Here is a 19,887-nt window from a genome sequence, read left to right on the forward strand (position 1 = left end):
CGTGCGCAACCGCGCACGCTCGGCGTGGGTTCTCGTCAACGGACCCGTACCGCAAAGGACCTGAACACCTCCTTTCGTGGTGGATGCGACCCGTGACCGTCCCGCCGTAGGGGGCAGCCGGGAGCGCGACAAGGTGTAGACGACCGAGTCAACAGGCTCGGTCGTTTACGGCCGAGAAGTTGACCCAGCACCGCCCGAGTCTTCACGATCGGGTGACCTGCGAAGTACGAGGCTAGATCACGCTGAACACCGTGTCCCGCTCGTTCCCAGGGCTGCGCGCAGCGGTCATGCTGGCTGCATGCGCAGATCAGCGGCGGCGGTGGGCAGTTCGGTGTTCATGGCGCTTGCTCCGGGCACGGTGGCCGGGGTGGTGCCGTGGTGGCTGACCGGGTGGCATGCCGGGCACTGGCCGCTTCCCGTACGGGTGCTGGGCGGGGTCGTGCTGGTGGCGGGTGCCGCGGTCCTGGTCTCCGCCTTCATGCGGTTCGTCACGGAGGGCCTGGGCACGCCTGCTCCGGTCGCACCGACCGAGCACCTGGTGGTGGGCGGGCTGTATCGGCGCGTCCGCAACCCCATGTACCTGGCGGTGCTCGCCACGATCGGCGGACAAGCACTCCTCCTCGGCCGACCGGTCCTGCTCGGGTACGGCCTGGTCGCGGGCTTGTCGATGTGGGCGTTCGCGCGCCAGCACGAGGAGCCGACGCTGGCCGCCCGGTACGGCGACGAGTACGCGCGCTACCGCCGGGCGGTGCCGGGCTGGTGGCCGAGGCTGCGCCCCTGGACGGGCCCGTCGGAAAGGCACCCGTCGGAAGGAGATCGGTCATGAACCGGACCCCGCAGGATCCCACCACGATGGCGGATCGCCTCGCCCGGCTGGTGGTGGGCGCGCCCGATCCCGACCTGGCGGTCGCCGCAACTCCCGGCTGGTCGGTGACCGACGCCTTCGGCCATGTGGCCATGGAAGCGTCCAGCGTCCCGTTACCAGGCCCTAGCGCTCGGTAAGGGCGAGTGGCCGTCCCGCGTGGTCGACCTGCCCGCGTTCAATGCGGCGCAGATCCGCGGGCTGCCGTCCCGTGACGTCCGCGAAGTGGATGCCGGGCCTCGCCAGCGGCACCTGTCGACGGATCACCTCGTCACGGGCGGCGGGCCCGATTCTCAGTCCCGAAGTGCGGCGACCGTCGGGCGCCTCGATCACGGCCGGCCGGGTCACAGCTCGCAATGCAGCCCAGATCAGCCGGGTCTGTTCGGTGAGGGTCTGATGCATTTCCGGTCCGACTTCGGGTTCGAACCATCGCACTGCGAGTCGCCCGCTCTCGAAGAACTCGCCCCGCTCGTCCGTCCTGAGCCATGAACGGAGCAGCTGGACAACTGCCGCTGTCGGTGGTCCGACAGGTGTGAGGACACCCGCAGTCGGCATGATCCCGGGTGGCAGGGAAGCGCCTGCCGGGAGGCTGATAAACGCCTGCGTGCCACCGCAGTCCAGCGCGGACTCGATCGAGGCATGCAGGTGCACCTGGTGCAATCCACGAGGCCCTGGGTGACTGCAGTGCCATCCGGATGAGGGAAGCACCTCGGCAATTCGCTGCCCCAGAAGCACCTCATCGGCTGGCATCAGCCATGTGTCCGTCGTCTTCGTCCGAGATCCCGCGATTGCCATGGGGCCAGAATGTCAGTGCCCTCCGCATGCCCTGCTTTCGCTCCTCGCTCCCGATACTCCTCACGCCGTTCAACGGTCAAGGAAGTGGGGCGAGGAGCATCGCTGGCCGTTTTCAAGAATCGCCATCATCCCGGGGACCCGATGTGCGGGCGGCCGCGTCGACGACGCGGCCGGGCGAGAGGTTCCTGGCACGGCGGTCAGGACTGCCGCGTGATGATGCCTCCCATGCGGCGGCTCTCCCCGTCGGCGGGCGGGCCGGGCCTCGCTGCGTACCGACGTGTGACAGGGGCCCGGCCGCCTTCTGCCGTACGACCGCTCATCAAATACGGCATAAATCCAGCGAAACCCGATCGGGCGGCTCTGTCCAGTCGCGAAGGTCCTGGCCCGTAGCAGCTGCCACAGGACGGCCATGCCCGCGGTTTCCGGAGTGGGAGCCCGCCGGGGATCACAGGCAGCCGCCCGCCCAGCGCAGCAGCCGTGGCTTCTTGGGGCAGCTTCCAGTCCGCAAGCACCGTCGCCCGGACATCCCGCCGCGCATCAGACTCCGTCGGACCCCACCACGCCCGGGCGGACACCACATAGCCGTCCGTGGTCACCTCGACCGACAACGGATCATGCGGCAGTGATCCGCGTCAGGGCCGGGGCGGGTACAGCCCGGCCGCCGCGTACATCTGTTCCGCGCGGGGGTCCTGCTGCCAGGTGGCGGGCGTGCCGAGGGCAGTGGGGGCATCGGCGAGCCCTGCCCCCATGCGGGCCGGGTCGGCGCCGGGGACTGGCCGGCAGGCGGTGCGCAGCAAGGTGTGGAGGTAGTCGGCGCGGGCCGGGGTGCGGGGGACGGCCTGGGTGCGCAGGTGATCGTGGTGGGCCAGCAGCAGCGCGGCGAGGCCAGTGATGTGGGCGGCTGCGATCGCGGTGCCGTCGGCCGGGGTGTAGCTGTCACCGAGGGCGGTGGTGATCACTGCGGCACCCGGCGCGACCAGGTCCACACCGGGCCCAGTCGGCGTGAAGGGTGCGGCGTAGGGGCTTGGCCACGGTGGCTGCACCCGGGTGTGGGGGCTGGTGGACGGGTAGGTGCCGGTGTGCGCGATCGCCCCCACCGCGAGGATGCCCGGCAGGGCGGCGGGGTGCGCGACGGGCCCTGCGGTGTCGCCGGCCGGAGCGATGACCGCGATTCCTGCGGCGTGTGCGTCCTGCAGTTTCCATGCCACCAGCTGGGACGGAGCGACATAGGCGAGGTTGATCTGGGCGATGTCGATGTCGTGGGTGATGCAGTAGTCGATGGCGCGGAGCAGGTCGCTGACCCGTCCGCCGGGGAACAGCTTCAGCGCGTGGAGTTCGGCCTCCGCGGCGATGCCAGTGATGCCGGTGCGGTTGTCGGCCGCGGCAATGATCCCTGCGCACCAGGTGCCGTGACCACAGGCGTCCATCTGCCACGCCCCCTCACCGGGGCCGGTGGTGGTGAAGTCGTGCCCGGCCCGCACCGCCTCCTTGAGATCGGGATGAGCGGCATTCACTCCGGAGTCGAGAAGGGCAATCCTGATGCCGTGGCCGCGGTAGGTGGGCGGGATCTGGTGCAGCCGCATCGCCTGCGTCCCCCAGCCGGTCACCGCCCGGTGGGGGAACCCCTCGAACGTGTCCGCCAGCGACCGCACCTCCACGACACGCTCCCCGTTGTCGGCGAGGAGGGGGAGGTCGATCCGCTGCGGCCAGTAGCCGCCGACCGGGCGGACATACAACGCCTGGAGAGTCGCCGGGGTGTCCGCGGCCAATTGCAGGCTCACCCGCCCGTGCCTGTCGGTCATCCCGTGGGTGGTGGCGGCGGTGCCGATCGCCCACACGTGCGTGCCGGCCAGCACATCGCCGTCGCTGCCCTTGACCAGCACGCTGATGTGCTCGGGCTCCTCCAGGGTGACGGTGAGCGCCGGGTCCGGGGCGGGCATGCCGCCACCGGTCAGGCCGCCGATCGCCGGGATGGGTGTGTAGGACAGCGGCTGGTCGATCTCGATGACGACCTGCGGGTTCGCGGCCAGTGCATGGGCCCGCTCCTCGGGCATGGCGACCACTGCGACCGGCGGGCAGGCAGGGTGCGGCTCCGCGATCGCCCCAAGCCCCCGCGAGCGCGATGGACGCACCTGCGCCAACGGCTCCACGTCGGGGTCCTCCTCCAGCAGCGCGAACAGTGCGGCCGCTTCGATCGGCGGCACCCCGCCCGTCAGCAGCCCCACCGGACGAGGCGCCACCAGGTACCGGCCCCACCCCGCCCGCACGCCCCGCCCTGGGACACGCCCCGGTGCCTGTTCTTCCTGCCCGCCGCGCTGCCCGGCTGGCTCACCCGGCCTGCTCATGGCCTCGCCGGGCTGCGTCCCCTCCGCATTCTGTGCGCCCTGGGACCTCGCACCCTTGCCGCCGTTGCCCGGCTTCACGCCGCCGCCCTGCTCACTCATCACCCAAACCGCCGTCTCAAAGTCGTCGCACGCCTCAATGTCCGAAGCCGCTGCCGGTGGGAGCGGGCGTGCCGTCCGCCCTACCGGCAGCTCGCCGCCGCGCGGGCGCCTCGGATCCGCACGGCGACAAGGCCGGGCGGGCCGGCCCCGGGAAGGGGGCAGCGGCCCGCCCGGCCGCGTCTCACATGCCCAGGCCCGACAGCTGCCCGTACTGCGGCTGCTGGCCGAACATGCCCTGCCCCTGGAGCTGACCGAACTGACCGGGCTGGCCCTGCGGCTGCTGGCCGGGGAACTGACCGAACTGCCCGTACTGGCTCGCCTGGCCCTGGCCGCTGATCTGCGCGAGCGCGATGTGCACGACGGGCGCGATCCGGCGGGCGCACTCGGTCAGCACCTGGCTCCACGCGTGCGGCGGGATCTGTCCCTGCGCCTGGATCCCCATCAGGACCTGCGGGTCCATCCGCAGCTGCTCCACCACCGCGCTGACCGCCGTCGCCGCACATCGCAGCGACAGCTCGGTCACCAGCAACGGCAACTGCTGCTGCCCCTGCATCCCGAACGGCAGCTGCCCCTGACCGAACCGCCCCTGCCCCTGCATCCCGAACGGCTGCTGCCCCTGACCGAACTGGCCCTGGCCCTGCTGGCCGAACGGCGACTGGCCGAACAGCTGCTGGGCGATCGGGGGCTGGCCGTAGGACTGCTGGCTCCAGGGCTGCTGAGTCTGCGGCTGGCTGATCTGCTGGGGTGTGTAGACGGACATTCGGACTCCTCCTTGAGCTTCCGGCGAAACACACGACAAACGGCAAACCGGAAGTCGGCTCGCCGCCACCGAGCAGCAAACCACCATCCGACCAAAAGTACATTTCGGGACATGTCGCCAAGCGATGGCTGTGCGTGGCAGGACGCCGAGGAATCCCACGCGCCGCGGCATCGGCTACGGGCGCAACCGATCCGCCTCTGGCAGAGCGCCGAGCGCACCCCAGGCGGGCGGGTGGCCGAAGCGCACCGCCGGGGTCACGCTGGAAACCATGAGCGTGCACCCACCCCCCGCCTCGCATGGTGCGCTGCCTCCCCTGACACCGATGCTCGCGGTCGTCGGCCCGCTACCCGGACCGGAGACAGAGGCCGAGTACGCGTATGAAACGCTGTGGAACGGCGCCCGTGTCATCGTCCATCTGCCCGGTGACGGCAACGTGCGCCTGATCTCGCCGACAGGGCTGGACATCACCGCCCAGTACCCGGAATTCCAGTCGCTGGCCGTTGTGCTGCCGGCACCGGAGGCAGTGCTCGACGGGGAGATCATCACCCTGGACAGCCACGGGCACGCCTCGGTGGAGCGGCTGCAGCAGCGAATGAGCCTGCACCATTCGGACGCCGTTACCCACGCCCGAGAGGACCTGCCCGTCCATCTGATGATCTTCGACATCCTGTATCTCGGGGAACCCACGGTGCACCTGCCCTACACCTCCCGCCGGGATCTTCTGGACGACCTTGCCCTGGCCGGACCCGGCATCGCCGTACCCGCGGCCTGGCCCGCGAGCGCCGCGCAGGCACTCGAGCAGGCACGCACGGAAGGCTTCGACGGTGTGGTCGCCAAACGGCTCACCAGCCCGTACCTACCCGGACGTCGCTCCCGCGACTGGATCAAGATCAAGCACCTGGCCGCAGACACATGAGCCGCGCGACGTGTCCACATGTGGACGAGCCGCACGACGTTCTCCGAACGGCTCCAGGACCTGATGGCCCGGTACATGCGGCAGCAGTACACGAGCGCGGAGCTCATCGCCAAGCTTGTCGAGATGGCGAAGGAGGCCATGGACGACGCCCGCCGCGGTGAGAAGTTCGAGCCGCCGCCGCTGGACTCGCGTGAGCTCGCCTTCTACGACGCGATGGCCGACCACGGCACGGCGCGCTCGGTAATGGGCGACGAAGTGCTGGCCGGCATCGCCCGCGAGCTGGTCGCGGAGGTCCGAAGCAAGCTCAAGCCGGACTGGACGCCCGCGAACCGGTCCGCACCCGCCTCCGCAGCGCAAAGCGCCTCCTCGCCCGCCACAGGCACCCGCCGGACCAGGAGTCCGCTACTGCTGCCCTGTCTCTGGACGGTCCAGCGGCTGTCGTCGGGTGCTACCCGGCACGACCGGGCAACGACGCCGGATTGATCGCCGACCGCGAGGGAATCCTGCTGATCTCGGACAAGGGCTTCGCGTCCCTCACAGGCCGCCGGACCGCCGTGGCCAACTATCCGGGCCAGCACGGAGTTTCGGTGGCTATCATGCGGCTCATGACGAGCAGGGGGGCGCGTTGGGCATGTCGGGCCGGCACGGGATTGTGGTGCCTTTTGGCTGTGGTCGCCGGTGTGGCCGTCTGGACCACGGAGCCCGGCGGGGTCTCGATCCACGGTCTTGACATCGCGTACGTACGGGACAACGTGCACGGCGCGCTGCACCCGGTGGCGTACGCGTACATCATGCACTTCGTCGGGCTGGTGGAGGTCACGCTCCTGCTGGGCGTGACTCCGGGGGTGCGCGGACCGCGGGCGCGTTTCGTCGCTGGGAGCGTCGCGGTCCTGGCGGCCGCCGTGTTGGTGCTGATGGCCGTCAACACCCTCACGGAGATATCGCCGTACGCGGACCCCTCCCGAGCGCTGCTCGACAGGCTGGCCGCGGCGGGCCTGATAGCCCTGGCACTCGCGACCCTGTGTGCGGCGGTGGCGCTGATGCGCCGAGGATTCGCGTTCTACGACAGCTTCGTGATCGCGTTCCTGGTCGGTATGGGCATCCTCCATATGGTGTCGATGTCCCTCGTGGCTGCCGTGCTGGATCCGCGGATGTCGCTGACCGTCTGGGCGTGGACGCCAGCGCTGTGCCACCTGCTGGCGGCGGGGTGCGCCGCCGCGCTCGCGGCCGGTACGGCGGCGGTCCAACGGGAGGCAGGGCAGCCGCTGCCCGCCTGAGGCCGGACGGCCGGACCCACTGCGGCCCGCATGCGCCCGGCGTTCACCACGGCTTCGCCGAGAGCGTGGGCGCCGGTCCGGAGGGCCCACGTGTGCGGGTTACTCAGCGTGGTGGTTCCTCGGAGACCACCTCGGGTCCTTCATCGCAACAGACGGCACACGGCACACCTGACGGAACCCATCTCCACTTGGAGCACAGCAGCGGACTCGAAGAAGGATCGACGGAGCCCAGCCTCAGCCCGTTCGAGAAGTGGCGGAGGAGCTGAAGCTGCGGCTCGCGCGGCAGCTTCTTCCCCGTGGCGGACGTCGCCGGGTCGGTAAGTCCAGGATCCCCTGCGCCGAGTCCGGGCGGCAGAAGCGGCAGGCCTCGACTCCCTCGGCCAGCGCTCTGACCGCCTGTTCCCGGGTGATCTGCCGGGTGCGGACCTGGCTGCCGCCCATGCGGGCGCTGGCGATCGTCGCCCGGTAGAAGAGTTCGTCGTCGACGACGTAGCGGTCGCGGCGGCGTTCGTCGCGTTCTCGGCGGACGAGGCTCTGGTTCTCCAGGAAGGCGATCGCTTTGGAGATGGGCGCGGCGTTCGGTGGCGCGGTGGGCCAGGTCGGCGCGGTAGGCGGTGGGGCCGCCGTTGCGCATCACCTCACGCGTGATCGTCGAGGTCGGACGGTCGAGGCGTCGGGCGATCTCGGCGTAGGGGAGGTTGTCGGCCAGCCCCAGCGCGATCTGCTGGCGTTCCTGCTGGGTGAGCCTGCCTCCCGGTCGCCTTCGTGCTCCTTGGGTGCCTCCTCTATAGCGTTCACTCCCAATTCATTGCAACGAACAGGATGACTGTCGTTGCATTGAATCCGAGTCTGTTGCAACGATCTCCTGGCATCTACCTGCACTGATAGTGATCTGGCGCAACGAACTAGTTGCGGAGGATTGGAATGCAACGTAGCTTTTCCAGCATCCGAAACAACGAGTCACAGGAGAGCACGATGCAGAAGTTCGACACCCCCGCCCCGATCTCCGCCGTCCTCGACATCCCCGCGGGACGCGTGCAGTTCATCGCCGCCGACCGGGCCGACACCACCGTCGAGGTCCTGCCCGCGGACGCCTCGAAGGGCCGCGACGTGAAGGCGGCTGAGCAGACCATCGTCGCCTACGCCGACGGCGTCCTGCGGATCACGGCCCAGGCCCCCAGCAACCAGCTCTTCGGCCCCTCCGGATCCATCGAGGTCACCGTCCAGCTGCCCGCCGGCTCCCGCATCGAGGCGAAGGCCGCCAGCGCCGAGCTCCGCGGCGTCGGACGCCTCGGCGACGTCGCCTTCGAAGGCGCGTACCGCCAGATCAAGATCGACGAGGCCGCGAGCGTCCGCCTCACCGCGACCGACGGCGACGTCGAGGTCGGCCGGCTGAACGGCCCCGCGGAGATCAGCACCGCACGGGGCGACATCCGGATCACCGAGGCCGTGCGCGGCACGGTCACCCTCCGCACCCAGTCCGGCGACATCTCCATCGCCGCCGCCGGCGTCTCGGCCGCCCTGGACGCCGGCACCGACTACGGCCGCGTCAGCAACGCCCTCAAGAACGACGGCACCGCCGAACTCGACATCCGCGCCACCACCTCACACGGCGACATCACCGCCCGCAGCCTCTAAAAGGAGCACCCCTCATGACCAACTTGGCCATCGCGGTGAACCGGATGAGCATCTGCTCCCCGCACCCGCGGGGATGGTCTCTCGGAGAACCACAGGCTCGGCTGCGTGGGCTTCTGCTCCCCGCATCCGCGGGGCGACACAGCGCCCTGCTCCCCGCACCCGCGGGGATGGTCCCTGCTTCTCAGGGATGAACGCGGCCCGGGACCGGCGGACCCGTGCCCGCGGGGCCGGTCCCGAGACCGTGCGGACGTCCTTCTCGGCGGCCGCCGCTGGGCCGAGGAGTTCGACGCCTCCGCCCCTGACACGGCCTCCGCCCTCGCGTGCGAGCGCTGCCGGAGCAGCTGGGACGAGGACTGACCGGCAGGGGCGGGACCGGTGATCGATTGGAGCCGATCTTGGGAGGGCTCAGCTTTCGTCCGGCTCCAGACGCAGCGAGATCGAGTTGATGCAGTACCGCTGGTCGGTCGGGGTCGGGAAGCCCTCGCCCTCGAAGACGTGGCCCAGATGCGATCCGCACCGCGCGCACCGGACCTCGGTGCTGGTGGAGGTTTCCGGGATGAGTTCGACCGCGTCGGTGTCCTTGGGGTCGTAGAAGGACGGCCAGCCGCAGTGTGAATCGAACTTGGTGTCGGAACGGAACAGCTCGGCCCCGCAGGCGCGGCACGAGTATGTGCCGACCGTCTTGGTGTTCGTGTACTCGCCGACGAAGGGGGGCTCGGTCGCTGCCTTGCGCAGCACTGCGTACTCGCCCGGGGTCAGCTCCGCACGCCACTGCTCGTCCGGCTTTTCGACGTCGTAAGTCATGAAAATGCGCCTCCTCGGCTGTACAGGCGGGGCAGTACGTCCGGACCGAGGTCCATCACGTCGCCCGCGCCATGGGAAGGAACGGGATCGCTGGGCTCGCCATCCCCGCGATCACCTGACGGCCGCCTTGTCGCTCACCGCCGTGACCGGCGGCCAGGAAACTCAACAGCCGCCGAGCGCAGCAGTTGATGCCGGCCGATCCGGTTCGTGGACGACGGTGGGCCACATCGCCGGATCTTGAGGCCATCGCATCAGGTGGGCCGTGGACGGCTGCTCCGGATCACCCGCGCCGAACACCTGGTGCCGTGTCCGATGACGGCATGCCCGAGGCACATCCCCGACGCCGTCCCCTGAGCAGCGCGACCACCCCCAGTGGCACGGAGCTGACAGGGAACACGCCGCGGGGCGGCCGGGTACGTCCCGGCCGCATCCTTGGAAGGTCGGCGCCGCGCGCTCCTGGAGCGTTCAGGACTTCACGCGCTTGGGCAGCCGCCAGTTCGGACGGGGAAAGTGGCAGGTGTAGCCGTTCGGGTAGCGGCGCAGGTAGTCTTGGTGCTCCGGCTCCGCGTCCCAGAACTCGTCGGCGGGAACCACCTCGGTCAGCACCCTCCCCGGCCACAGGCCCGACGCGTCCACGTCGGCGATGGTGTCCTCCGCGACCCGCCGCTGCTCCTCGTCGAAGTAGAAGATGGCGGACCGGTAGCTGGCGCCTACGTCGTTGCCCTGCCGGTTCTTCGTGCTCGGGTCGTGAATCTGGAAGAAGTACTCCAGGATCGTTCGGTAGTCGGTCACGTCGCCGTCGAAGACGATCTCGATCGCCTCGGCGTGATTGCCGTGGTTGCGGTACGTGGGGTGGGATATCTCGCCGCCGCTGTACCCCACTCGGGTGCTCAGCACACCGGGGAGGGACCGGAGCAGCTCCTGCATGCCCCAGAAGCACCCGCCCGCCAGCCACGCCTTCTGCTCGTTCATGTTCACAGTCCGTTTCGTTGAGGTTCTTCCATTGAGGACAGGTCCCGTATCCGGTGGCTCATGCCGGAAGCGGGGCCTTGCGCGGGGGGCCGTCCCGGCCAGCCCGCTCGCGGGATCAGACGGCGACCGCGTTGATCGCCACGTGGATGTTGCCGCGGGCCGCCGTGGAGTACGGGGCGCAGCGCGCTGGGTGGCCTCGGCCTGGTCGACACCGTCGATCTCGCAGCGCTGCGAGGAAGTAGCCGTCAGTCCGGGATCGAGAGCCGGATCTTGCGTGAGCCGGCAAGTAGACGACACCCAGTACACACAATGTTCAGCCGGCGGCGAGAAGCTCCCCGGGGTTGGTGGGCCGGATCTACCAAGCTTCAGCGCCAGGGCTTCGGCGCACTGGGCCCGGCCGCCATTTACGGTCGTCACCGGTGAGGCCGACGGCGATGTAGCTATTCGACGTTGCAATCCCCCGTGGGGAGGGAAATGCGACACCCCCCGGGGGGATGACGCCATAGTGGCAGCTTCAGCGTCACCTGTCAAGGGGGTGACGTTCTCGCGTTGGATCAGTCGGCGCAGACCGTACGGCGCCATACCAGGCGACTACACAGAGTGAGCAGGCGTAGTGACGGCGGCGTACAAATGAGCGCGACCATCGGACAGGCCCACATGCCTGCCGCCGTCCGGTCATCGCTTCGACATGCATGAACCGTCGGCGGCCGGGTGCAGTTCCTCACCTCGGCGCCGCCGGGCTCGGCGGCCCTGTTGCTGCTTGGCCGCTTGTGGTGTGACGCTCGCGCTGAGTGAGCTGCTGCCGGCAAAGGGCTGTGACGGTGCGTGAGCGGGGCAGGGAAGGCCGTGTGCGGACAGCAGCGAAGCCTCTGGTGGGAATAAATCGGCCAAGATCCAGTCCGCGTACCAGAGGCTGGCCAACTTCATGAGTTATCCCTAGTGTTGTGCATGTATGGTCGCATGCGTGGAGTTGCTGCGTATGTCCAAGGCTGCGAAGCGTCCCGGGATACACCCGATGACGCTTCGCCAGTGGGCGTTGGACGGCAAGATCCCGTTCACGTGGGTCGGCCGTGAGCGCCGTTTCTCCTTGGTGGACGTGGAGAACATGAAGCGTGGTAGCGACTCCTCAACCGCCCGTCCGCGCCTGGAGTTGCTGTATGTGCGCGTGTCCGGCTCGTCCGGGCAGGAGTCCTTGCTGGGGGCACAGGAGGCCGAACTGCGGGCCACCTCGACCGGTGAGATCGTCAAGGTCGTCCGGGACCGTGGCTCGGGCCTGAAGGAGAACCGGCCGAGTCTCAACCGGGTGTTGGCGATGGTGTCGGACGGCTCGGTGACTGTGGTCCGCGTCACCCATGAGGATCGGCTGGCCCGCTTCGGGGTGGGCTGGCTGAAGCGGCTGTTCGCCGTGTACGGGGTCACTGTGGAGGTGCTGCACCCGAAGAAGCTCGGGGGCCGGGACGAACTCCTCGAAGACTTCGTCTCCCTGGTGACGACGTTCGCCGGGCGCCTGTACGGGATGCGCAGTGCGCAGAACCGCAAGCGGTTGCCGGCCGAGTCCGGCCAGTGCAACGACGAGGGCCGTGCCACGTGAGCCGGAAACTGCCGCTCGCCGACGGCGAGACCTCCCGCACCGCATGCGCCCGCGCCCTCATCCGATCGGGCGTGGACGAGGAGACCGGCGAACTCCTCACCGCCACGGCCCTGGCCGAACGCGCGGGCTGGTGCACCGAGCTGGTAGCCGGCATGACCGGCACGCTTGTGGCCGAGCACTGGAACACCACCGACGTGGACACGCTCGCCTCCGGCCAGGATGCGGGCGGCAGGAAGCTGCCGTCGAACGCCTGGATGGCGCTGCGCCGCCTCGGCTGGACCGCCGCCTTTGAGGCGAAGGTGAACGACCGGATCGTACGCATGGCCCAGGAACAGGCCGGGCGTGCGCTGCGGTCGGTCAAGTGGCGCGCCGACCTGCTGGCCGGGGTCCTGGCCGCATGGCCCGCCGATGCGAACAAGCGCACCCCGCAGGAGTGGGAGCGAGTGCGCGCCGCGATACCGGGCGGCGAGTACCTGCCATCCAGCATCATCCGCTCCCGCACCCGTCAGATCACCTCCTTCGAGCGCAAACACGGCCGTCTCCCGGCCGACGTGTTCGAGCTGGAGCCCACCCCGCGTGTGCCGCGCATGCTGCTCCTCGCCGCCTGCGACGGGCAGCAGGCCACCATCGAACGATCCGCCACGGAGCCGACGAAGGCCCTGCTGCGTTTACAGCTCCCCACCCGGCCCGACCCACAGGCATACCGTGACTGGACCTGGGTCGAGTGCCCCATCACGCTGCCGCCCACGGTCCCGGGATGCGCGGTAATCCACCTGCCCACCCTGCGCATCACAGACCGGAAGGTGCGCGCTGACCTCGCCTACACCCACCCGGTCCCGAAAGCCCAGCGCACCGGCCACACCGTGGCCTTGGGCGTGGACTGGGGCCTGGGCACCCTCCTCAGCGCGGGTGCTGCCCGCCTCCACCAGGACGGGCGGATCACCGCCCTCGGGGCAGGCGCCCAGTTCCGGGCCGCCGGGGTGCTCGCCAAGCAGTACCGGCTGCGCCGCATCTCCGAGCGCCTGCACGCCAAGACCGACCACTACGCCCGGCTCGCCGACAACACCTTGGACGGCAAGGCCGCCACCTTGGCTGAGGAGATCCGCCGCGTCTGCGAGCGTCGCTCCAACCTCAACGACGCGTTGGCGTGGGCCGCCGCCCGCTGGGCCGTCGATCAGGCCGTTGCTGCCGGGGTCACGGTCATCTACCTGGAAGACCTGCGGTCGATGGAAGCCGGGGGCATGGGCCGTACCCAGAACACCCGCCTGTCGCAGACCGTGCGCGGGCAGATCGCCGACCGCATGCGGCACCTCGCCGCCGAAGTCGGCATCGCCGTGGTCACCGTTCCACCGCGCAACACCTCCAAGCACTGCCCCTGCTGCTTGACGCCGCTCCGCCACCGCAAGGCACCGGACCGGCCCACCGTGTCCGGCTGGAAGTGGGCCATCTGCCCCGGCTGCGGCTGGCAGGGTGACCGAGACCAGGGCGCTTGGCGGCGTATCGCTGCACGCGGCCTCTCGCACCAGGCCAACACCGTTGCGGACCGCGCCAGCGGCACCATGGTGATCCGCGCCGTGGTGGACACGATGGAGGCCAAGGCCGTCATCACGGCCGCCCCGAAGACCAGCCGGACGGACCGGTCGAAGACCGGCCCCACCCGGCCGCGGACCAACCGCCTCACGCCCAGGCGACGTGAGGTTCCCTCCCCAGCACGGCCTTCCGGTCGTACTGACAAGGGTCCGGAGGGACACGCACCAACGGGCCGGACCCGGCTGCCCCGCGCAGCCCACCGGCACCAGGGCGTGACCACGATCAGCACACCCACCAACCGGCACAAGCCGCGAGGGGCAGCACTGGGCGCGGGATTCCATCTCCACGCTCATGCTGCCCCGCCCAAGTGGGCAGAACCCACACCGGACCTTACGGTTCGCATGGGTTCGCTTAGCTGATCAGAGACGCTCGATCTCGCTCATGAGAACTGACTGTCAGATCGCGTCGTACTCCACCTCTTCGTAGACCCGATCCCACCAGGTGTCCATCTCGAAGGCGGGCGGGTCGAGCTCGCGCAGGCGGTCCCGGATCTCCAGGCCGAAGGCGACCCGGGCCTCCCCGGCGGGGTCGTCGTCCGAGTCGGGGTCGTCCGGTTCCAGGTCGTCGAAGTCGTCGACGTGCTCGCAGCGGTACTCCCAGGCGGCGAGGGCGTCGAGGAAGGCGATCACGGAGGAGTTGACGAAGCGCTCGGCGGGATCGACACCCTCCGCGAGCGCCCACACGCGCCCGTGCTCGTCGAGGACGAATTCGGGGGAGTGTGACTCCTCGTCCACCGCCAGCCTCCAGAAGCGGTCCCCCAGCCGTGAGAAGGGCTGCTCGGCGGTCCCCGGCCAGCACATCGACTCGTCGACCGGCAGCCCGTGGGTTCGGGCCACCTCGAGGGCCTCCCGTACCTGGGCGGGCCAGGCTGCCACCTCGGGGGCGTCAAGGGCGGGCAGGTCGCGTACGCCCTCTTCGCCCCACTGGCCGGGGCGCAGCCAGTGAGGGGTGTACCCGCCCGAGCCGTTCTGCTCCGCCATCTCGTAACTCCGCTCAGTCAGCCCCTTGTCGAGAACTGTGGAACGATCCCACACGCCTCGTCCGCACCATCCGCTGGGCCCGTCCCGTGTCCATCGCCGCCCGTCTCCTGGCCGCCGTCGCCACCCCCTCGGCCCCGGTCGGGCGGAGGACCTGCAGGTGCTGTCTTGGCCTGGGCGCAAACTGCTGGCGCAGCGGGGTGACACCGAGGTGGTGGTCCGCGGCCCGGACGAGGGTGGGCCCAAGGTACGCATTTTGGCGCCGTGGCCGCTCCGGTTCGGCTGACGGTGTCCCCGGCGGGGACGTGGCCGTGTTCGCCGGCGTGCACGCGCTGCGGGCGGTGGACCGGTCGGGCGCGGTGCGGTGGGAGGTCCGACATGGCTGCTGGTCGGACAGGGCGTGTGAAGTGGCCCACGCTTCCTTCGCCGAGTACGCCGACGAGTTCTACCACGCTCACGCGGACAGGGGCCGGCCGCTTCTTCGCCGGACGGCAAGCTGGTCCGGGCGCACGTCCGCAATCGCCCAGAGGGCGGGGTGGAGGAGGAGTGGCCGGCTGTGCCGGACGGCCTCGGCGGGGTCCTCGATGATCTGGGTGCCGAGGGGCACGCCTTTGTCGGTGAAGTGCATGCGCCCGAGGCGGCGGGAGTCGAAGAGCCAGTAGTCGTAGTCGGGCAGCCCCAGCTTGTCCGCCTGGTCCTGGGGCAGGTAGCGGATGTCCTCGCCGACCTGGACGTTGAACTGGCAGAGCCACAGCTCGAACTCGAGGTAGGCGGTCAGGACTTCGGGGACGATGCGAACGCGCTCGATCCGCTTGCCTTGCTCGATGCCGCGGCGCATGGTGTCGAGCCACGGCTGGAACCCGTGCCGGGGGTCCTCGCCGCGCCGGTGGCGGGCGAAGGGCTCCTGCTCCTCATCGACGGTGTAGAGAGTTCGGGTTTCCAGCCGCCATGCGGTGTGCTCGAAGTCCTCGAAGAGGCGTCCGAACGCCTCGCCGGTGATCAGGTCGGGCACGTCACTCCTGGGGTGCGAAACGGGTGAGGAGTTTGCGGGGGACCTCGACGAATACAGGTGAACGTTTTCCTCCCCTGCCGCGTCATAGGGGAAATCGCGGAAGGGGAGGGGCGTGGCGCTGCTGAGACGGAGATCCCGGCCTGGGGACGAGGACCCCCTGACGCCGGCGCAGATCGATCGCGTACGGGCGGTCTTGGCGCTCGGCGGGGTACCCACCGGCGATCTGCAGGACGGGGTGCAGCAGGTGCGGCTGAAACTGCTGGAGTATCGGGCCGGCGGCCGCGAGCCGTTGCGGGACCCGGGGGCGTGGGCTGCCGTGGCGGCCTCCAACGTGGCGATGGACTGGCACCGTTCGCGGCGCAGACAGGCACGGCTGAGCGAGCGCCTCGCGGCGCTGGCGCCCCGGGGCGAGTCCCGGCATGGCGGGGGAGAGGCGCATGTGCTGGCCCTGGCGATCGCCGACGGGTTGCACCACCTGTCGCCGCAGCAGCGGCAGGCTTTGACGCTGCGATTCTACGCCGACCTGCCGGTGGCGGAGATCGCCGCGGCGCTGGGCGTTCCAGAGGGCACGGTCAAGAGCCGGCTGTACACCGCCGTTCGCGCGCTGCGCGGCCGGCTGCACACCAAGGAGGTGGTGTGACGATGGGCGGGGTCGAGGACGAGGCGCTGATGTCGGCGCTCACGGACGCGCCGTCGGCGGACGCGGAGGGCGAGGAGTACGCGGCCGCGCTCGCCGATATCGCGCTGCTGCGGACGCACCTACGGCTGATCGGCGACACCCTCGCCGCCCAGCCACCGCCCGCGGCCGCAGCCGGCAGCCGGCGCCGACGCAAGGCGCTTGCGCTGTGCCTGGCCGCAGTCGTGGCGGGCGTGGTCACCGTCGCGGGCGTCGGCATCGCACGGCAGGCTGCCATGAGCGGCGGGGAATCGGGGGGCCTGGGGAAGCTCACCCCGGAGGGGATCGTGGCCTGCGCGAGGATCATCGCCGAGGGCACAGTCCGCGCGGTCGAACCCATCGGCACCGACGGGGAGATCCGCGTGGTGCTGGACGTCGACCGCCGCCTGAAGCCCGCCGACGGCCCCGCGCGGCTGACCTTCACCCTCACCTTCGACCACGACCACGACGACGTGGCGCCACCCCCCGTGCCCGGTTCCCGGATGTTGGTGAGCCTGTCCGAACTCCCCGACGAGCCCGTGGACTGGTACCAGGGAGCGGACATCGCCCCCGCCTGGTCGTGGATGGACAAGGCACTGCCTGGCTCGCGGGCGCTCACGTGCATGAGCGATGGCGGCTGACGGCAGAAGGCGGAGCACGTCCCTTGCGCCCATCCGCCTGAGGAGGGAAATGAAGCCACCGTGCCGGCAATGGAAGAGGCCGTCGAATTCCGGTCGAGTACTGGGCAGTTCGCCGTCCCGCTCGTCGTGGGGATGGTCCTGGCGACGGGTCTGCTCTACCTGGGCCTACGGTGGGCAGCCGACCCATGACGGTCGCAGAACTGCGTGCCTGCGCGCACACGGCAGGCGTGGGTGTCGTCGGCGCGCTCGTCCTGCCGCATTCCGACGGCGGCCGGCTGACCCCCGACACCCGAGACCATCCCCGCGGGTGCGGGGAGCAGACAGCGATGGCCGGCTCCGCGAGGCGCTGGACTTCGCGGGGAGAGGTGGCTGCCTCTCCGTACCGGCCATCGTGTGGCATCTGGCCCGCCGGGATGTTCGTCGATCCCTTCATCCAGTTGTCACGCTCTCGTGGCCGGCAAAGGTGAGCTGACGGATGCGGCGTGGGAGCGAATAGAGCCCCTGCTGCCGCAGGTGGATGGGCGTGGTCGCCCGTGGCGGGATCACCGACAGGTGGACAACGGTGTGCTGCGGCCGCGGACCAGGGCGCCATGGCGGGACCTTCCCGAACGGTACGGCCCCTGGCAGACCGTCTGCGCGCGATTCAGTGCGTTGTGGCAAATGGAGTCCCTGTTCGATGAGCAGGGGCTTCTTTGTGTGAGGGGCATGACTGCGACGGTGTAGGGGCAGGCAGCGGGCGGCTTGTTGTGGATCGAGGAGGGTGCGATGCCGTCGGTGCTGGGGTTGATGGAACGGCGTGAGGCGCGGGCGAGGCAGGATCTGGAGTCCTGGACGGAGGTTCTGGAGCAGGCTCAGGCGGAGGTGGATGCCGCGCGGGAGCGGGTCGAGCGGGCCCGGGTGGGGCGTGAGGAGCTCGTGTCGGTGCTGGCCGAGGAGAGTCCGGTGAATACGTCGGTTTCCGTGCCGTCTGGTGGTGAGGCGGCTGCCGGCGCGGGATTCGAGCGGCTCCGGCGCGGGGCATGGCGAGCGGCCGCCGGTGTGGCGGTCGGGCATGGGCGAGGAGGTGCTCAGCGGCCTGTACCGGGAGGTGTTCGCCGCGGTGGCGGCCGCTGCGGGGCCGGTGAACGCTCCTTCCTGAGCTTGCGAAGGGAGGAGAGCACTTCAATCTTCGGGGTGAACTGGTCGTGTATGCTGATGAGTTGACTCGTCCCCACTGCTCGCCGAGGTGCCGGTGCGGCTCTGAGGCTGGCGCGGGACGGGCCGAGCTGGGTCCCGGCCAGGAGCCGGTCGACCCTGGCAGCGGGCGGGGAGCCGCGCCCACTCTGTCGGCAACTCCATTGATTGTCCGGGGGTCGTCATGCCGTACCCGCACTCCGTCCTGCCAAGACTGCTCGCCGTCTCGTCCGTCTGCGTCCTGGGCGGGATTGCCGCCCTGGCCTTCGCCCCGGTCGCCGCCGCTGAACCGGCCACACCCGTCACCTATCCGGCGGGTGCGACCGCGACCCGTTACTCGGGGCTCGCCTTCGACACCTGTACCGCTCCGCCGCTCGCGTCCGTGCAGGCCTGGAACGGCTCTCCGTACCGCGCGCTCGGCGTCTACGTCTCGGGCGTCAACCGCACCTGCGCTCAGCCGCAGTTGACCGCTTCGTGGGTGGCCTCGGTGTCGCAGCTGAAGTGGCGCCTGCTGCCCATCCACAAGGGGCTGCAGCCTCCGTGCGGTGCCCGCCCGACCGACGCCAAGATCAGCACGACCCCCGCAACAGCCCGCTCGCAAGGCACCGCCGCAGCCGGGGAGGCGATCACGGCGGCCAAGGCGCTCGGCATGCTGCCCGGCAGCGCCCTTTACAACGACATCGAGAACTACAACCAGACCGACACCGTGTGCCGCACCGCCGTACTGACCTACGTCTCGGCCTGGACCAAGGAACTGCACCGACTCGGCTACGTCTCCGGCGTCTACATGAACCTCAACCTGGGCGCCAAACAGCTCGCCGACGTGTACACCTCCACCACGTACGCACGGCCGGACGCCCTGTGGATCGCCCGCTACGACGGCGTCGACTCCCTCAAGGACTGGGGCGGCATCGCCGATTCCAAATGGGCCGTCCACCAGCGCGCCAAGCAGTTCCGCGGCGGCCACGACGAGACATACGGCGGTGTCACCCTCAACGTCGACACCGACCGCCTCGACGCTCCCGTCGCCACGGTCGCGTATTCCTACGAGGTCACCAGCACCACGACACTCAACGCCCGCACCGGCCCCTCGACGAGCTATCCGGTCGCCGCGACTTACGCGCCCGGCTCCACCCTCAAGGTGGCCTGCCAGACAGCCGGCTCCAAGGTCGGCACCACGTCCGTCTGGGACAAGCTCACCAACGGCAGCTACGTCTCGGACTACTACGTCAGCACACCCTCCGACACCGGCTACAGCTCGCCCCTGCCCCGCTGCACCTACCCGTACCAGGTGACCGCCTCGTCCGGCCTGACCGAACGCAGCGGCCCTGGCTCCGGATACACCGCCGTCGGCACCTCGCCGAACGGAGCGCTTGCCTGGGTCACCTGCCAGCGCGCCGGTTCCACGGTCGGCACCACCAAGGTCTGGGACCGCCTGGACAACGGCCACTACGTCTCGGACTACTACGTGGCGACGCCCAGCAACACGACGTACAGCAAGCCCGTTCCACGCTGCTGAGCGCTGCGCACTAGCTTGATCTTTAAGTGCGCCACGAGCGCAGAGAGTGAGGTTGATGTAGGTAGACCCACTTGATGCGGTGCTGTGCAGATGATGAAGGTTTTGTGGCCCTTCGGCGTCGCCCTGCGGGGGGAGGCGTCAAACCACCTCAAGCTGCGTTGGCTGATTGTGTCCTGAACGTGAAAGGGAGCTGGTTGTAGGACGGTTTCTGGGATCGATGCTGTGCGAGAGATGAAGGTCTGGCCCTTCAGAGCCGCCCTG

Annotated in this window: 19 protein-coding genes and 2 pseudogenes; 13 read left to right on the forward strand and 8 right to left on the reverse strand. The window is 69.8% G+C overall.

Going from position 1 to position 19,887, the window contains the following annotated elements; genetic code table 11:
* Nucleotides 1-298 precede the first annotated feature (298 nt).
* Together ACFV9O_RS35735 and ACFV9O_RS35740 are read left to right on the forward strand one after the other, a co-directional pair.
* On the forward strand, nt 299-826 hold the full coding sequence (locus ACFV9O_RS35735) for a methyltransferase family protein (RefSeq protein WP_385425881.1): 528 nt from the start codon (nt 299-301) through the stop codon (nt 824-826).
* Nucleotides 823-1,002: a hypothetical protein gene (locus ACFV9O_RS35740; protein WP_385425884.1), complete on the forward strand. Its 180-nt coding sequence runs from the start codon at nt 823-825 to the stop codon at nt 1,000-1,002. Before ACFV9O_RS35735 ends, ACFV9O_RS35740 begins: the two co-directional genes overlap by 4 nt.
* Here the strand turns inward: ACFV9O_RS35740 and ACFV9O_RS35745 are convergent.
* The 3 genes from ACFV9O_RS35745 to ACFV9O_RS35755 all read right to left on the reverse strand — a co-directional run bounded on the left by ACFV9O_RS35745 (nt 989) and on the right by ACFV9O_RS35755 (nt 4,861).
* A complete protein-coding gene (locus tag ACFV9O_RS35745; RefSeq protein WP_385425887.1) occupies nt 989-1,264 on the reverse strand; it encodes a hypothetical protein in 276 nt (91 codons plus the stop codon). The two genes, ACFV9O_RS35740 and ACFV9O_RS35745, sit on opposite strands and share 14 nt — an antisense overlap.
* 1,025 nt (nt 1,265-2,289) lie before the next feature.
* Nucleotides 2,290-4,101: a S8 family serine peptidase gene (locus ACFV9O_RS35750; protein ID WP_385425890.1), complete on the reverse strand. Its 1,812-nt coding sequence runs from the start codon at nt 4,099-4,101 to the stop codon at nt 2,290-2,292.
* Between the two features lie 181 nt (nt 4,102-4,282).
* Complete coding sequence (locus ACFV9O_RS35755) at nt 4,283-4,861, reverse strand: hypothetical protein (RefSeq protein WP_385425893.1); 579 nt, start codon at nt 4,859-4,861, stop codon at nt 4,283-4,285.
* Between the two features lie 268 nt (nt 4,862-5,129).
* Here ACFV9O_RS35755 and ACFV9O_RS35760 point away from each other — a divergent pair, with 268 nt between their 5' ends.
* The 3 genes from ACFV9O_RS35760 (at nt 5,130) to ACFV9O_RS35770 (ending at nt 7,054) form a co-directional block, all read left to right on the forward strand.
* Nucleotides 5,130-5,777 (forward strand): hypothetical protein, encoded by a 648-nt coding sequence (locus ACFV9O_RS35760; RefSeq protein WP_385425896.1) that lies wholly within the window; start codon nt 5,130-5,132, stop codon nt 5,775-5,777.
* Between the two features lie 18 nt (nt 5,778-5,795).
* Entirely contained in the window at nt 5,796-6,260 is a 465-nt protein-coding gene (locus ACFV9O_RS35765; protein ID WP_385425899.1) for a type I restriction enzyme endonuclease domain-containing protein, read from the forward strand.
* A 197-nt stretch (nt 6,261-6,457) separates the two neighbouring features.
* A complete protein-coding gene (locus ACFV9O_RS35770; RefSeq protein ID WP_385425902.1) occupies nt 6,458-7,054 on the forward strand; it encodes a hypothetical protein in 597 nt (198 codons plus the stop codon).
* 234 nt (nt 7,055-7,288) lie between these two features.
* On the opposite strand, the pseudogene ACFV9O_RS35775 reads toward ACFV9O_RS35770, so the two are convergent.
* Nucleotides 7,289-7,859 (reverse strand): annotated as a pseudogene (locus ACFV9O_RS35775) (helix-turn-helix domain-containing protein).
* Between the two features lie 170 nt (nt 7,860-8,029).
* On the opposite strand from ACFV9O_RS35775, the gene ACFV9O_RS35780 reads away from it, so the two are divergent.
* Nucleotides 8,030-8,692, forward strand: coding sequence for a DUF4097 family beta strand repeat-containing protein (locus ACFV9O_RS35780; RefSeq protein ID WP_385425905.1), 663 nt, complete (start codon nt 8,030-8,032; stop codon nt 8,690-8,692).
* Nucleotides 8,693-9,097: 405 nt separating this feature from the next.
* Here ACFV9O_RS35780 and msrB read toward each other — a convergent pair whose 3' ends face one another.
* On the reverse strand, nt 9,098-9,496 hold the full coding sequence (gene msrB / locus ACFV9O_RS35785; RefSeq protein ID WP_385425908.1) for a peptide-methionine (R)-S-oxide reductase MsrB: 399 nt from the start codon (nt 9,494-9,496) through the stop codon (nt 9,098-9,100).
* Nucleotides 9,497-9,961: 465 nt separating this feature from the next.
* Nucleotides 9,962-10,468 carry a peptide-methionine (S)-S-oxide reductase MsrA gene (msrA, locus tag ACFV9O_RS35790; protein WP_385425911.1) on the reverse strand — a complete coding sequence of 169 codons (507 nt, stop codon included), beginning with the start codon at nt 10,466-10,468 and terminating at the stop codon, nt 9,962-9,964.
* Between the two features lie 979 nt (nt 10,469-11,447).
* Between msrA and ACFV9O_RS35795 the strand changes: the two genes are divergently transcribed.
* Both ACFV9O_RS35795 and ACFV9O_RS35800 read left to right on the forward strand, forming a co-directional pair.
* Nucleotides 11,448-12,059 (forward strand): IS607 family transposase, encoded by a 612-nt coding sequence (locus ACFV9O_RS35795; protein ID WP_385425935.1) that lies wholly within the window; start codon nt 11,448-11,450, stop codon nt 12,057-12,059.
* A complete protein-coding gene (locus ACFV9O_RS35800; protein WP_385425914.1) occupies nt 12,056-14,008 on the forward strand; it encodes a zinc ribbon domain-containing protein in 1,953 nt (650 codons plus the stop codon). Before ACFV9O_RS35795 ends, ACFV9O_RS35800 begins: the two co-directional genes overlap by 4 nt.
* 36 nt (nt 14,009-14,044) lie before the next feature.
* Here ACFV9O_RS35800 and ACFV9O_RS35805 read toward each other — a convergent pair whose 3' ends face one another.
* Nucleotides 14,045-14,629, reverse strand: coding sequence for an SUKH-4 family immunity protein (locus ACFV9O_RS35805; RefSeq protein ID WP_385425917.1), 585 nt, complete (start codon nt 14,627-14,629; stop codon nt 14,045-14,047).
* Nucleotides 14,630-15,080: 451 nt separating this feature from the next.
* Nucleotides 15,081-15,638 (reverse strand): DUF6879 family protein, encoded by a 558-nt coding sequence (locus ACFV9O_RS35810; RefSeq protein WP_385425920.1) that lies wholly within the window; start codon nt 15,636-15,638, stop codon nt 15,081-15,083.
* A gap of 112 nt (nt 15,639-15,750) precedes the next feature.
* Between ACFV9O_RS35810 and ACFV9O_RS35815 the strand changes: the two genes are divergently transcribed.
* The 5 genes and pseudogenes from ACFV9O_RS35815 to ACFV9O_RS35835 all read left to right on the forward strand — a co-directional run bounded on the left by ACFV9O_RS35815 (nt 15,751) and on the right by ACFV9O_RS35835 (nt 19,626).
* The gene (locus ACFV9O_RS35815; RefSeq protein WP_385425923.1) at nt 15,751-16,278 is read left to right on the forward strand and encodes an RNA polymerase sigma factor; all 528 of its coding nucleotides are present in this window, start codon (nt 15,751-15,753) and stop codon (nt 16,276-16,278) included.
* A complete protein-coding gene (locus ACFV9O_RS35820) occupies nt 16,275-16,934 on the forward strand; it encodes a hypothetical protein (protein WP_385425926.1) in 660 nt (219 codons plus the stop codon). Before ACFV9O_RS35815 ends, ACFV9O_RS35820 begins: the two co-directional genes overlap by 4 nt.
* A 450-nt stretch (nt 16,935-17,384) precedes the next feature.
* Nucleotides 17,385-17,600: pseudogene (locus ACFV9O_RS35825) on the forward strand (transposase); the annotation flags it as partial.
* Between the two features lie 307 nt (nt 17,601-17,907).
* On the forward strand, nt 17,908-18,072 hold the full coding sequence (locus ACFV9O_RS35830) for a hypothetical protein (RefSeq protein WP_385425929.1): 165 nt from the start codon (nt 17,908-17,910) through the stop codon (nt 18,070-18,072).
* A 219-nt stretch (nt 18,073-18,291) separates the two neighbouring features.
* A complete protein-coding gene (locus ACFV9O_RS35835) occupies nt 18,292-19,626 on the forward strand; it encodes a glycoside hydrolase domain-containing protein (RefSeq protein ID WP_385425932.1) in 1,335 nt (444 codons plus the stop codon).
* The last annotated feature ends 261 nt before the right edge of the window (nt 19,627-19,887 follow it).

Source organism: Streptomyces sp. NPDC059909, from assembly GCF_042730885.1.
Lineage (GTDB): Bacteria > Actinomycetota > Actinomycetes > Streptomycetales > Streptomycetaceae > Streptomyces.

Bases quoted from the DNA above. Each gene is read 5' to 3' on its own strand.
- ACFV9O_RS35745 (WP_385425887.1), bottom strand. From the start codon at position 1,264: ATGCATCAGACCCTCACCGAACAGACCCGGCTGATCTGGGCTGCATTG.
- ACFV9O_RS35750 (WP_385425890.1), bottom strand. From the start codon at position 4,101: ATGAGTGAGCAGGGCGGCGGCGTGAAGCCGGGCAACGGCGGCAAGGGT.
- msrB (WP_385425908.1), bottom strand. From the start codon at position 9,496: ATGACTTACGACGTCGAAAAGCCGGACGAGCAGTGGCGTGCGGAGCTG.
- msrA (WP_385425911.1), bottom strand. From the start codon at position 10,468: ATGAACGAGCAGAAGGCGTGGCTGGCGGGCGGGTGCTTCTGGGGCATG.
- ACFV9O_RS35755 (WP_385425893.1), bottom strand. From the start codon at position 4,861: ATGTCCGTCTACACACCCCAGCAGATCAGCCAGCCGCAGACTCAGCAG.
- ACFV9O_RS35765 (WP_385425899.1), top strand. From the start codon at position 5,796: ATGTGGACGAGCCGCACGACGTTCTCCGAACGGCTCCAGGACCTGATG.
- ACFV9O_RS35835 (WP_385425932.1), top strand. From the start codon at position 18,292: ATGCCGTACCCGCACTCCGTCCTGCCAAGACTGCTCGCCGTCTCGTCC.
- ACFV9O_RS35740 (WP_385425884.1), top strand. From the start codon at position 823: ATGAACCGGACCCCGCAGGATCCCACCACGATGGCGGATCGCCTCGCC.
- ACFV9O_RS35780 (WP_385425905.1), top strand. From the start codon at position 8,030: ATGCAGAAGTTCGACACCCCCGCCCCGATCTCCGCCGTCCTCGACATC.
- ACFV9O_RS35735 (WP_385425881.1), top strand. From the start codon at position 299: ATGCGCAGATCAGCGGCGGCGGTGGGCAGTTCGGTGTTCATGGCGCTT.
- ACFV9O_RS35795 (WP_385425935.1), top strand. From the start codon at position 11,448: ATGTCCAAGGCTGCGAAGCGTCCCGGGATACACCCGATGACGCTTCGC.
- ACFV9O_RS35805 (WP_385425917.1), bottom strand. From the start codon at position 14,629: ATGGCGGAGCAGAACGGCTCGGGCGGGTACACCCCTCACTGGCTGCGC.
- ACFV9O_RS35760 (WP_385425896.1), top strand. From the start codon at position 5,130: ATGAGCGTGCACCCACCCCCCGCCTCGCATGGTGCGCTGCCTCCCCTG.